General features: G+C 64.7%; 10 protein-coding genes. 7 read left to right on the forward strand and 3 right to left on the reverse strand.

The features are described from left to right. The first annotated feature begins 45 nt into the window (after nt 1–45). The 4 genes from NDO48_RS23385 (at nt 46) to NDO48_RS23400 (ending at nt 5312) form a co-directional block, all read left to right on the forward strand. A complete protein-coding gene (locus NDO48_RS23385; RefSeq protein ID WP_018430930.1) occupies nt 46–1299 on the forward strand; it encodes a sarcosine oxidase subunit beta family protein in 1254 nt (417 codons plus the stop codon). Between the two features lie 17 nt (nt 1300–1316). Then, nucleotides 1317–1625 carry a sarcosine oxidase subunit delta gene (locus NDO48_RS23390; RefSeq protein ID WP_267322445.1) on the forward strand — a complete coding sequence of 103 codons (309 nt, stop codon included), beginning with the start codon at nt 1317–1319 and terminating at the stop codon, nt 1623–1625. A gap of 140 nt (nt 1626–1765) precedes the next feature. After that, nucleotides 1766–4687 carry a sarcosine oxidase subunit alpha family protein gene (locus NDO48_RS23395; protein WP_267322470.1) on the forward strand — a complete coding sequence of 974 codons (2922 nt, stop codon included), beginning with the start codon at nt 1766–1768 and terminating at the stop codon, nt 4685–4687. Next, nucleotides 4680–5312, forward strand: coding sequence for a sarcosine oxidase subunit gamma (locus NDO48_RS23400; protein WP_267322446.1), 633 nt, complete (start codon nt 4680–4682; stop codon nt 5310–5312). Before NDO48_RS23395 ends, NDO48_RS23400 begins: the two co-directional genes overlap by 8 nt. Before the next feature lie 154 nt (nt 5313–5466). Here the strand turns inward: NDO48_RS23400 and NDO48_RS23405 are convergent, their stop codons facing one another. Next, complete coding sequence (locus tag NDO48_RS23405; protein WP_157632934.1) at nt 5467–5841, reverse strand: hypothetical protein; 375 nt, start codon at nt 5839–5841, stop codon at nt 5467–5469. 470 nt (nt 5842–6311) lie between these two features. Between NDO48_RS23405 and NDO48_RS23410 the strand changes: the two genes are divergently transcribed. The 3 genes from NDO48_RS23410 to NDO48_RS23420 all read left to right on the forward strand — a co-directional run bounded on the left by NDO48_RS23410 (nt 6312) and on the right by NDO48_RS23420 (nt 10966). Next, nucleotides 6312–8912: a phosphoenolpyruvate carboxylase gene (locus NDO48_RS23410; RefSeq protein ID WP_245262424.1), complete on the forward strand. Its 2601-nt coding sequence runs from the start codon at nt 6312–6314 to the stop codon at nt 8910–8912. A 17-nt stretch (nt 8913–8929) separates the two neighbouring features. Beyond that, a complete protein-coding gene (gene glyA / locus NDO48_RS23415; protein WP_040457384.1) occupies nt 8930–10234 on the forward strand; it encodes a serine hydroxymethyltransferase in 1305 nt (434 codons plus the stop codon). An 84-nt stretch (nt 10235–10318) separates the two neighbouring features. Then, nucleotides 10319–10966, forward strand: a complete 648-nt coding sequence (locus tag NDO48_RS23420) for a LuxR C-terminal-related transcriptional regulator (protein WP_018430937.1) — start codon at nt 10319–10321, stop codon at nt 10964–10966. 1 nt (nt 10967) lies between these two features. Here NDO48_RS23420 and NDO48_RS23425 read toward each other — a convergent pair whose 3' ends face one another. Both NDO48_RS23425 and NDO48_RS23430 read right to left on the reverse strand, forming a co-directional pair. Next, the gene (locus tag NDO48_RS23425; RefSeq protein WP_018430938.1) at nt 10968–11732 is read right to left on the reverse strand and encodes an anti-sigma factor family protein; all 765 of its coding nucleotides are present in this window, start codon (nt 11730–11732) and stop codon (nt 10968–10970) included. Beyond that, nucleotides 11729–12268: an RNA polymerase sigma factor gene (locus NDO48_RS23430; protein ID WP_018430939.1), complete on the reverse strand. Its 540-nt coding sequence runs from the start codon at nt 12266–12268 to the stop codon at nt 11729–11731. The genes NDO48_RS23425 and NDO48_RS23430 overlap by 4 nt, the downstream gene beginning before the upstream one ends. Between the last annotated feature and the right edge of the window lie 63 nt (nt 12269–12331).

Below are 12331 nucleotides of genomic sequence, written 5' to 3' on the forward strand. Positions count from 1 at the left end.
CGGGCGACGGCCCAGCATTTGTCAAAATTCGCCGGAACTCATGCGATGAAATATTCGATCTTCTCACTCGCCAAGGCGGCACTGTCAGGCCACAAGGGCTGGGACAGGGCCTGGCGCGATCCGGCACCCAAAAGCCACTACGACGTGGTCATCATCGGCGGCGGCGGCCACGGGCTGGCGACGGCCTATTTTCTCGCCAGCGAATACGGCATCCGCAATGTCGCGGTGCTGGAAAAGGGCTGGATCGGCTCCGGCAATGCCGGCCGCAACACCACCATCATCCGCTCCAATTATGGGCTTCCCGGCAATACCGGCTTCTACGAGCTGTCGATGAAGCTGTGGGAGAGCATGGAGCAGGACCTGAACTACAACGCGATGGTCAGCCAGCGCGGCATCATCAACCTCTACCATTCAGATGCCCAGCGCGACGCTTTTGCCCGCCGCGGCAACACCATGCGCATCAACGGCATTGATGCCGAGCTGCTGGATGCCGTGCAGATCCGCAAGGAACTGCCGTTCCTCAATTACGACAATGCGCGCTTCCCGATCATGGGCGGCCTGCTGCAGCGCCGCGCCGGCACTGCCCGACACGATGCCGTGGTGTGGGGCTACGCCCGCGCCGCCGACCAGCGTGGCGTCGATATCATCCAGAATTGCGAGGTCACTGGCTTCGTTCGCGACCAGAACGGCAAGGTCACCGGCGTGGAAACCACACGCGGCAGGATCGGCGCTGGCAAGGTCGGCATGGCGGTCGCCGGCAGCACTTCGAAGGTTGCGGCCATGGCCGGCATGAAGCTGCCGATCGAGAGCCACGTGCTGCAGGCCTTCGTCTCCGAGGCGATCAAGCCGCTGATCCCTGGTGTCATCACCTTCGGCGCTGGCCACTTCTACATCAGCCAGTCCGACAAGGGCGGCCTCGTCTTCGGCGGCGACCTCGACGGCTACAATTCCTACGCCCAGCGCGGCAACATGCCTGTCGTCGAAGACGTCTGCGAAGGCGGGATGGCGGTGATGCCGATGATCGGCCGCGTGCGCATGCTGCGCCAGTGGGGCGGCATCATGGACATGTCGATGGACGGCACGCCGATCATCGACAAGACACCTGTCGACGGCCTCTATCTCAATGCCGGCTGGTGTTATGGCGGCTTCAAGGCGACGCCGGCGTCCGGCCTGGTCTTTGCCCATCTGCTTGCCCGCGACGAGCCGCACCATGAGGCGGCACGCTTCCGGCTCGACCGGTTCCGCCGCGGCGCGATGATCGACGAAAAGGGCCAGGGCGCCCAGCCAAACCTGCACTGAAAGCGAGACTACAGGAAATGCGTATTGCATGTCCCTTCTGCGGCGAGCGTGAAAACGGCGAGTTCACCTATCTCGGCGACGCCTCTCCCAAGCGCCCCAACTTCGCAATCGACGGCGGCGAAGGCCCCGAACTCGTCGAGGACGCCTTCTACGATTACGTCTATCTGCGCGATAACGTTGCCGGCGTGATGCGCGAATATTGGTACCATGGCGGCGGCTGCCGCTCCTGGCTGGTCGCCGAGCGCAACACGGTCACCCACGAATTCATTTCGGTGAAGGCAGCGCCAGGTGCTGGCGCCGCCAAGCCGGCGCAGGCAGGAGAGTGACCATGTCGGGCTATTCCCAATCCGAGCCGCTCGGCAGGACAGTGGCTGCCGACGGCGCTACCAGCGCCCGCAGCCAGGCCGCTGCGGCCAGCCAGTCGCACCGCCTGCGCAGCGGTGGCCTGATCGACCGTAAGGTGCCGATGCAGTTCACCTTCGACGGTGCCACCATGACCGGCTTTGCCGGCGACACGCTGGCCTCCGCACTCGTTGCCAACGGCGTCAAGCTGGTGGCGCGTTCGTTCAAGTATCACCGCCCGCGCGGCATCATCACCGCTGGCTCGGAAGAGCCGAGCGCGCTGGTTGAAATGCGCACCGGCGCCCGCAAGGAGCCCAACACACGCGCCACCACGCAGGAGCTTTATGACGGGCTGATCGCCCAGAGCCAGAACCGCTGGCCGTCGCTGCGCCGCGACTTCATGTCGATCAACCAGCTGGCCGCGCCGATCTTCGTCGCCGGCTTCTACTACAAGACCTTCATGTGGCCGGCGAAGTTCTGGGAGAAGATCTACGAGCCGATGATCCGTCGCGCTGCCGGCCTCGGCAAGAGCGCCGAGCTGCCGGATCCCGATCACTACGACAAGGCCTGGGCGCATTGCGATGTGCTGGTTGTCGGCGCCGGTCCTGCCGGTCTTTCGGCAGCCCTTGCCGCCGGCGGTGCCGGCTCGCGTGTCATCCTGGTCGAAGAGGACAGCCAGGTCGGCGGCCGCCTGCTCAGCGATGGCGGCGAGATCGACGGCATGCATGCCGAGGAGTGGGTGCGCCGGACGAGCGCCGAGCTCGACGCTATGGCAAATGTCCGCGTCATGACCCGCACGGCGCTGTTCGGCGTCTATGACGGCGGCGTCCACGCCGCGCTCGAGCGCGTCAACGACCATGTGCCGATGCCCGGCCCACATCAGGTGCGGCAGCGCGTCTGGCGCATCGTCGCCAAGCGCTCGGTGGTCACTGCAGGCGCCATCGAGCGGCCGATCGTGTTCCCGGACAATGATCGCCCGGGCGTCATGATGGCGTCCGCCGTGCGCACCTATGTCAATCGCTTTGCGGCCATGCCTGGCCGCAAGGTGGCGCTGTTCACCAACAATGACGATGGCTGGCGCACTGTCGAGGCGATCCAGCAAGCCGGCGGCGACATTGCTGCCGTCATCGATCCGCGCGGCCGCGTGCCGTCGGAGTATCAGGCGGTGGCCGAGCTTTCCGACCTGCGCGTGCTCTCGGGCGGCGTCAGCGGCGTCAAGGGCGGCGTTGACGGCGTGCGTGGCGTCGTTGTCACCGACCGTGACGGCCGCACCCAGCAGATCGACGCCGATTGCCTCGCCGTTTCGGGCGGCTGGAATCCCAATGTCGGCCTGTCCTGCTTCCATCGCGGCAGGCCGGTCTGGCGCGACGACATCGCCGCCTTCGTGCCGGGTGACGCGCCCAAGGGCATGGTCACGGCCGGGGCCGCCAACGGTGAGTTCTCGCTCGGTGCTTGCCTGCGCGACGGCCATTCAGCGGGTGCAGCAGCTGCCGCCGAATGCGGTGCCTCGGGCAATGCCGGCGAAGCTTCGGAAGCAGGCGACGAAACCTATGCGATCTCGCCGCTGTGGCAGGTCAAGGCCAAGGGCAAGGCTTTCGTCGACTTCCAGCACGATGTGACTGCATCCGACGTGACGCTGGCGCAGCGCGAAGGCTTCGAAAGCGTCGAGCATCTCAAGCGCTACACCACGCTCGGCATGGCCACCGACCAGGGCAAGACCTCCAACATCAACGGTCTCGCCATCATGGCCGCTGCCACCGGCAGGACCATCCCGGAGACGGGCACGACGATCTATCGTCCGCCCTATGCGCCGGTTGCCATCGGCGCGCTCGCCGGCCATCACCGCGACGAGAATTTCCACGCCTGGCGGCTGACGCCGTCGCACCACTGGGCTGCCGCCCGCGGTGCCACGTTCGTCGACACCGGACTGTGGAAACGCGCGCAGTGGTATCCTGTAACGGGCGAAAAGGACTGGCTGGAGTCGGTCACCCGCGAAGTGCTCGCCGTTCGTAACGGCGTCGGCTTCTGCGACGTGTCGACGCTCGGCAAGGTCGACGTGCGCGGTGCCGACGCGGGCACCTTCCTCGACCGCGTCTACATCAATGCCTTCTCGGCGCTCGGTGTCGGCAAGGCTCGTTACGGACTGATGCTACGCGAGGACGGCATCGTGATGGACGACGGCACGACGTCGCGTCTCGCCGAGGACCACTACTTCCTGACCACGACGACGGCCAAGGCCGGCCCTGTCATGGCGCATCTCGAATTCTGCCGCCAGGTGCTGTGGCCCGAACTCGACGTGCAACTGTCCAGCGCGACCGACCAATGGGCGCAGTTCTCTATCGCCGGACCGAACACGCGCAAGCTTCTGCAGGCGCTGGTCGACCCGAGCGAAGACCTGTCCAACGAGGGCTTCCCCTTCATGGGCGCCCGTGAGGTCAAGCTGCGCGGCGGCGTGACAGCCCGCCTGTTCCGCATCTCGTTCTCGGGTGAAATGGCGTTCGAAATCTCGGTGCCGGCGCGTTATGGCGCGGCGATGGCAGAGAACCTGATGATCGCCGGCAAACCCTATGGCGTGGTGCCCTACGGTACGGAGGCGCTGGGCGTGATGCGCATCGAAAAGGGCCATGTCGCCGGTCCCGAGCTCAACGGCACGACGACCGCCGACGACCTCGGCCTCGGCAAGATGATGTCCAAGAAGAAGGACTTCATCGGCCGTGTCATGGCCGGTCGACCCGGACTGACCGCACCCGACCGTCAGGTCGTGGTCGGACTCAAGCCTGTCGACACCAAGCGCAGGCTGCGCTCGGGCGCGCATGTCATCCCCAAGGGTGCCATTCCCGGTCCTGCAACCGACCAGGGCTATGTCACTTCGGTCTGTTACTCGCCGATGATGCAGCAGTGGATCGGCCTCGGCCTGGTCGAGCGCGGACGCGAGCGTACCGGCGAGATCGTGCGCATCCACGATCCGCTGCGGAGCGAGGATTACGACGCCGAGATCTGCAGCCCTGTCTTCTACGATCCCGAGGGAGTGCGCCAGCGTGGCTGATTTTTCCTGGACCACCCAATCGCCGCTGAAAAAGGCACTCGTTCCCGGCCGCCATGGCGCGGCTGGCGCTACGGCCGGCGTGACCCTCACCGAGATGCGCGATATCGTGCTGATGCAGGTCATGGCGCGCCGCGGCAAGGCTGCCGAAACCGCCAAGGCGGCAAAGAAGCTGTTTGGCGTGGAGCCGCCGGTATCGCCCAAGGCCGTCAGCGGCAAGGGTGCGACGCTCGTCTGGTCGGGCCCCGACCAGTTCACGGTCTTTGCTCCGCGCAGCGACGAAGCAGCCCAGCTGGAAGCGATGACCAAGGCGTTTGCCGGCTCGGCGTCTCTGTCGGATCAGTGCGACGGCCGCTGCTTGATCCGCGTTTCGGGCCCGCGTGCCCGTGATGCTATTGCCAAGTTCTCGTCGCTGGACCTGCACGACAGCGTCTTTCCGGTTGGCAGCTCCGCAAACACGTCGGTCGATCACACCGCCGTCAACTTCTGGCGCGAGGCCAATGGTGCCGACGGCACCCCCGTCTACAGCATGCTGGTCTTTACCAGCTTCGCAGACAGCCTGTGGCATGTGATCCTGGACTCGTCGCTGGAATATGGCGTCGAAGCCTCGAGTGCCCGCGCGGCCTGAGCCAGCCTGACACGAAATGCAGAAAGCCCCGTCCATCTGGCGGGGCTTTTTCATTGACTTCGATTTTGGAGAAGATTGCTGTTGCCGGTCCCGTGTCGCGGGTAAGGCAAAGCCGCCGCGCAGGGCGCGGCGGTCCGCAGATTGGTCACTATGCTCAGGCGTCGACGCAGGACTTGCGCAGCTGGATCACCGAGGCGCTGGGACGCAGCAGCGACAGCGTCATGCGCTCGACGCAGATCGGCATCACCAGCTTGGCGCCGTCGGCATAAAGCGAACCGCCCGAAGCGCGGAAAGAACCCTTGTCGACGATGGTTTCGAGCACATCGCGGGTCCGCAGCGGCAGGAGATCAGTACAGGCGCTCATTCGCGCAAAGACGTGGCTGATGGGGACGTTGTAGCCGTCAACGGCTACAAGAGGCTCTTCATTGCCTTCCTTCCATTCCTCAAGCGCTTCGAGCGCATCGTGGAAGGCATTGTGGAGCGTGATGGGCGCATGGCCCTCGTAAAGTTCCGGCAGCACTTTATGCATGTTCGTTCTCCTCAACGGCCTTCGGCTCGTGCTGCGGCGTTCTGTATCGCGGTATAGGACCCCACTTTCATGTGCCTCCCGTATTTGCATAACAGGCAAGATAGTTGCACATGAGTTAAGTTGCGTCCACTGGAAAACAGACGAAATCAGCGTCCCCGCAAACAATCCCTGATGCGTCCGGCACGACAGTCCGAAATGGGCAGGGGATGTCATCATTCGGCCAAGCCGGGCACCACCCGAACGAATGGGAAATCTACCCGTCCGGGCGTTTTCAAAGACAGACAAAGCCTGTCAGCTTCATCTCGGGAAACAGCATTCCGGGATAACGCGGCTCGCCGAAGTCGCATCCGGTCAACACGAGACGAACGGGTGTCGCTGTGGAGGAAAGCAGACCGCTCAGCTTTCGCGAGGATGTCCGCAGCCTGTTGTTCAGGCTGCTGATGTCGGTCGTGAGTGCACGGGAGCCGGGCGTGGCCGACATTCTGACCGGCCGCGTCAGCCTTGATGCGCTTGCCGCGAGCCAGCGCATTCCGGCGCTGCAGGCGACGGGCATCTGGTTCCAGCTTGCGGCCATCGCCAACGAGTTGCTCGCCATGCGCTCGCGCCGCGAGATGGAGCAGATGGGCGGCGCCGACGAAGTGGTCGGTTCCTTCTCCAACGTGGTCGGCGAGATCGCCGCCGCCGGCTACCCGGCCGAGGACATCCAGGCCACCCTCGACGCCCTAAGCGTCGGTCCGACGATGACGGCACATCCGACCGAGGCCAAGCGTGTCACCGTGCTTGAAATCCATCGCCGCATCTATCGCAAGCTGACCGAGCTCGAGCAGCAGCGCTGGTCGCCGCGCGAGCGTGAGCAACTGATAGACGACTTGAAGAGCGAGATCGAGATCCTCTGGATGTCGGGCGAACTCAGACTCGAGCGTCCGTCGGTTGAACGCGAGATCGCCTGGGGCCTGCACTTCTTCCGCGAAGTTATCTTCGAAGCGACACCCAAGCTCTATGACGCAGTTGAGGACGCGCTGGCGCGCCACTATCCCGAATATGACGTCAAGGTCCCGTCCTTCATGCGCTATGCGTCATGGATCGGCGGCGACCGCGACGGCAACCCGAACGTCACCGCGAAGCTCACGGCCTACGCGCTGACCGAATGCCGCCAGGCGATCATCGGCTGGTACGTCAGCCAGGTTCGTCGGCTGCTGACCGTGCTTAGCGTCAGTGCCAATGTCGTCGACATCCCCGAGGATTTTTCAAGGGCGCTGGCGCGTGCGCTGCATCGCACCCATGCCGCTTCCGAGATCGTCGCGCGCAATCCCGACGAACCGCTGCGCCAGTTTGCTGCTGCCATGCTGGAGCGGCTGCTGGCCATGCGCGGTGAAGCTTCGGCCAAGCCCTACACCCGCGCCGAAGCGTTCAAGTCGGACCTGCGCGACCTCGAAAACGTGCTCTGCGCAATCGGCGGCAACCTGGTGTCGCGGCGTTTCGTGCGGCCGCTGCGCCAGCAGGTCGAAAGCTTCGGCTTCCGCACGGTGTCGCTCGACATCAGGCAAAATTCGACGGTCGTGAACCGGGTGCTGGCAGAGCTGTTCAAGACGACGGACGGCCAGGCCGCACCGGCGGAGGGATCGCCCGCCTGGGGCGCGCGCATCCGCGCTGCCCTTCATTCAGGCGAACAGCTTGAGGTCGATCGCCAGAAGCTGTCGGACGAAGCGCGCGAGCTGCTCGATCTTTTCGACGTCATCCGCGACGCCACGACAACCATGAACGGTGGTGCGGTCGGCGCCTTCATCCTGTCGATGACGCGGTCGAGCGACGACCTTCTCGCCGTCTACCTGCTTGCGCAATATGCGGGGCTGGCAACCGCGCTCGATGGCAGCGGCACGATCAACCTGCGCGTCGTGCCGCTCTTCGAGACCATCGCTGATCTGCGCGCCGCGCCCGACATTCTCGACCAGCTTCTGGGTGTCTCGATCGTCCGCCGCTCGGTGCGCGATTTCGGCAACCGCCAGGAGGTGATGCTCGGATACTCCGATAGCAACAAGGATGGCGGTTTCCTCGCTTCCAACTGGGAGCTCAACAAGGCCCAGCGCCGCATCACCGCGCTTGGCACCAAGCGCAAGGTCAGGATCAGTTTCTTCCACGGACGTGGCGGCTCGGTCAGCCGCGGTGGCGCACCGACGGGCAGGGCGATCGCGGCCCAGCCGGCGGGCACCATCGGCGGTGCCATGCGCGTAACCGAGCAGGGCGAGGTCGTGTCGTCCAAATTCGCCAATCGCGGCACCGGCCTCTACCAGCTGGAAATCCTTGCCGCGAGCGTCTTTGCCCATTCGGTCAAGTCGCAGAACGAGGCCGAGCTCAAGGACAATCCGGAGTTCAGCGAGGCGCTGGAAGCGCTGACCGGCATGTCGCAGGCCTCCTATTCGGGCCTCATCAACGAGCCGGGTTTCATCGACTATTTCAACCAGGCGAGCCCGGTTGAGGAGTTGTCGTTGCTCAAGATCGGGTCGCGTCCGGCCCGCCGCTTCGGTGCCCGCGACATCTCCGACCTGCGCGCCATACCCTGGGTCTTCGCCTGGAGCCAGAACCGTCACATCATGACCAACTGGTACGGCATCGGCAGCGCGCTGAATTCCTTCGTCAATGTCCGTGGCGATGCCGGCCTCGACCTTTTGCGCCAGATGTTCGAGCGCTCGCGCTTCTTCCGCCTCGTCGTCGACGAGGTCGACAAGGGGCTCTATCAGACCGACATGGACATTGGCGGGCTCTATGCTGGGCTGGTGCAGGATCGTGAGGTCGGCGAGCGCATCTACCGCAAGATCTCGGCGGAATACGCCCTGACCCGCAGGATGATCTCAGAGGTCAATGGCGGGCTCAAATTGTCCGAGCGCTTCCCGGCCTTCAAGCGCCATTTCGACCGCATCCGTCCGCAGATGGATTCGATCCACCGGCTCCAGGTCCAGCTGTTGCGCGAGGTGCGCACCCAGGACGGCGCGACCGCCAAGCCCAAGCGCGCGGTCAACGCGCTTTTGCTTTCGATCAATTGCATTTCCGCCGGCCTCGGCTGGACCGGATGACCTTCAGGAGGACCGAGATGAACATCCCCGCAAGACCCGGCATTGGCAGCGCCCGTCACTTCTTCCGCACCGGCGTGGCCCAGGCCGACCCCGCCGTCAACGACTCGATCAACCGCGAGCTCAACCGCCAGCGCGACGAGATCGAGCTGATCGCTTCCGAGAACATCGTTTCGAAAGCGGTGCTCGAAGCGCAAGGGTCGGTGCTGACCAACAAATACGCCGAGGGTTATCCCGGCCGCCGCTACTATGGCGGCTGCGCCTATGTCGACGAGATCGAGGATCTGGCGCGCGAGCGCGCCAAGACGATGTTCAACTGCACGTTCGCCAACGTGCAGCCGAATTCCGGCAGCCAGGCCAACCAGTCGGTGTTCATGGCGCTGATGCAGCCGGGCGACACGTTCCTCGGTCTCAACCTCGCGGCCGGCGGTCACCTGACCCATGGCGCCCCGGTCAACCAGTCGGGCAAGTGGTTCAACGTCGTGTCCTACGGCGTCAAGCCCGACACGCATCGCATCGACCTGGACGAGGTGCGCGACCTCGCCAAGAAGCATCAGCCAAAGGTGATCCTGGCCGGCGGCTCGGCCTATCCGCGCATCATCGACTTCAAGGCATTCCGCGAGATCGCCGACGAGGTAGGCGCCAAGCTGTTCGTCGACATGGCGCATTTCGCCGGCCTCGTTGCCGGCGGCGTACACCCCAATCCTCTCGATCATGCCCATGTCGTCACCACCACCACGCACAAGACGCTGCGTGGTCCGCGCGGCGGCATGGTGTTGTCCAACGACGAGGAGATCGGCAAGAAGATCAATTCGGCCGTGTTCCCCGGCCTGCAGGGCGGTCCGCTGATGCACGTCATCGCCGCCAAGGCGGTGGCTTTCGGCGAGGCGCTGACGCCCGAGTTCAAGGTCTATGCCGCCAACGTCGTTTCCAACGCCAAGGTGCTGGCCGAAACGCTGCAGGAGGGTGGGGTCGACATTGTCTCAGGCGGTACCGACACGCATCTGATGCTGGTCGATCTCCGTCGCAAGAACCTGACCGGCAAGGCGGTGGAGGCGGCCCTCGGCCGCGCCTACATCACCTGCAACAAGAACGGCATTCCTTTCGACCCGCAGGGACCGATGGTGACCTCGGGCGTGCGGCTCGGGACGCCGGCCTGTACGACACGCGGCTTCATGGCGGAGGAATTCCGGCAGGTCGGCCGTATGACCATGGCCGTCATCGACGGGCTGGCTGCCAATGGCGAGGCCGGAAACGCCAAGATCGAGGCCGCGGTGCGCGAAGAAACGCACGATCTGGTCGGACGATTCCGAATCTACGACTGATTCCTGTCGCTGGAGAGCGGGCATGGCGAGGTGACATCAGGTTGGATCGGCTCAACTGGAAACGCTGATTTCGGTGGCGAGCCTATGCAGCGAGACAACAAGCTCAGGGTCCTGATTGCCGAGCGCAATCCGCTTGTCATATCGGCCCTGCGCGATCTCATCGGCCGCGACGAACGTTTTGCCTTTGCCGAGGGCGTCCAGACAGGCGACGCCTTCGTGCGGGTGGTGGCCGAGGCCCAGCCTGCTTTCGACATCGCCATCGTCGGCTGGAAACTGGCCGACATGGATGCCGCCGAGGTGCTGATGGAGCTCAACCGCCGCCAGCTCGCGGCGCGGGTTGTCATCTTCTCCAACGACCACGACATCGGCATCCTCAAGCAATGCGTGCGGTTGGGCGCGCAGGGCTTCTGCTACCAGTTCGACGACCCCTGCATCCTGTTCGACACGCTGCTGGCGGTCGCCAATGGCCGAATCTGCATTCCCTATGTCGATGTCGCCAAGATCAACGAAACGCCGCTGTCGCGCCTGACCACACGCGAACTGGAGCTGCTCGGCGTGCTCGCCGACGGTTGGACGAACCTGCAGATCGCCACCCGCACCGGTATCTCCGAAAACACGGTGAAGTACCACCTCAAGAATCTCTACGACAAGCTCGGCGTCCGCAACCGCGCCATGGCTGTGGCGCTCTACGCCAGCGAAAAGAAGCGTGGGCCGCAGGTCTCCGCGAGATAGCTTACTGCCTGGCGAGCGCCGCCTTTTCGTCGGCTTCAGACAGAGGCGCGCCGGCGCCGATCGTCGTCAGGAAGGCGTCGACGGTCTCGGTGGCGCCGGCCGGTTGATAGGCGCCGGTGCTCGCTGCCGGGCCGGCGACAGCAAGGCGCAACGACCATTCCTGGCCGTCGCGGCAGGCGACCGTAACGGTCGCAGTGCCGCTGGCCTGCTTCAGCTCGAACTCGCGGCACAGTGTGCCGCCGCCGTCGCGGAAGCTCGAAACAAGCTTCATCGAACCGTCGGCGATAATTGCCTCGGTGCCCGATGCGGCTGTGTCAAGGGTTCTGACCATCGCCGGATCGGAGATGCCCGCCAGCGATGGTGCCGAGATGCCCGGCGCATTTGCCTGGCCGGCGAGATATCCGCCGACGCCAAAGGCGACGGCGGCGAGCGATGCCGCCAGCGGCATGACCCAGCTCGGGTGCGTAGACCGGCGTGCCGGACGCAGATGCACGACATTTTCCAACTGTGCGGGTTCGCTCTTGGGCTGGCGCGCGGCGGCGACCATCGCCTCTACCGAACGCGTCAGGGCTTCCGGCACCGGCTCGTCGATCAGCGGCTTGAGCTCCGATGCGACGGCGGCGCGGCTTTCGATGAAGGTTGCGAGCCGCATCACCAGTTCGTCGTCGGTCTCCATGGCCGCTTCGACGCGCGCGGTCGTCTCCGCGTCCAGTTCGCCGTCGGCGAAGGCCATCAGTGTCTCGTCGTCGAATTGCTGGCTGCTCATGGATTTCGCCCTTTTGCGGGAGAACGGTCGGCTGCGGAGTTTATTCCAGCGGCCTCCGCGAGATTCTTGCGGGCGCGGGCAAGCCGGCTCATCACGGTGCCGATGGGGATGGCGAGCACCTCCGCCGCCTCCTTGTAGGACAGATCTTCGACACAGACGAGCAGCAGCACCTCGCGATGTTCGTCGGGCAAACCGTCGATGGCGCTGGCCACGCTCTTCAATGTCAGTCGCGCTTCGGCCTCACGCTCGCCGGTGTCGCCTGATATGTCGTGGCGTTCGGCGATGTCCTCGGTCGGCCCCGCGGTCTTGGCTCGGCGAACCTGGTCGATCCACAGATTGCGCAGGATGCGGAACATCCAGGCATCGAAGCGCGTGCCCGGCTCGAAGCTGCCTTGCGCCGCCAGCGCTCGTTCGCATGCCGCCTGCACCAGATCGTCGGCGATATCGCGCGACCGGCATAGCGAGATGGCGAAGCGGCGCAGATTGGGCAGGAAGGCAACCAGCCGGTCGCTCACCTGAACATCGTCACCTTTCATGCGGTTCCTGTCGTGATCGTCGATGGAATAATCGGGACATCCGTCCGTTGGCCCCAAAATGCA

It is taken from the genome of Aminobacter sp. MET-1 (genome assembly GCF_026521175.1).
Classification (GTDB): domain Bacteria; phylum Pseudomonadota; class Alphaproteobacteria; order Rhizobiales; family Rhizobiaceae; genus Aminobacter.

What these genes read in the sequence shown, in the direction of transcription:
- NDO48_RS23425 (WP_018430938.1), bottom strand. Translation starts at nt 11,732, where the DNA reads ATGAGCAGCCAGCAATTCGACGACGAGACACTGATGGCCTTCGCCGAC.
- NDO48_RS23385 (WP_018430930.1), top strand. Translation starts at nt 46, where the DNA reads ATGAAATATTCGATCTTCTCACTCGCCAAGGCGGCACTGTCAGGCCAC.
- NDO48_RS23395 (WP_267322470.1), top strand. Translation starts at nt 1,766, where the DNA reads ATGCAGTTCACCTTCGACGGTGCCACCATGACCGGCTTTGCCGGCGAC.
- glyA (WP_040457384.1), top strand. Translation starts at nt 8,930, where the DNA reads ATGAACATCCCCGCAAGACCCGGCATTGGCAGCGCCCGTCACTTCTTC.
- NDO48_RS23405 (WP_157632934.1), bottom strand. Translation starts at nt 5,841, where the DNA reads ATGCATAAAGTGCTGCCGGAACTTTACGAGGGCCATGCGCCCATCACG.
- NDO48_RS23430 (WP_018430939.1), bottom strand. Translation starts at nt 12,268, where the DNA reads ATGAAAGGTGACGATGTTCAGGTGAGCGACCGGCTGGTTGCCTTCCTG.
- NDO48_RS23420 (WP_018430937.1), top strand. Translation starts at nt 10,319, where the DNA reads ATGCAGCGAGACAACAAGCTCAGGGTCCTGATTGCCGAGCGCAATCCG.
- NDO48_RS23390 (WP_267322445.1), top strand. Translation starts at nt 1,317, where the DNA reads ATGCGTATTGCATGTCCCTTCTGCGGCGAGCGTGAAAACGGCGAGTTC.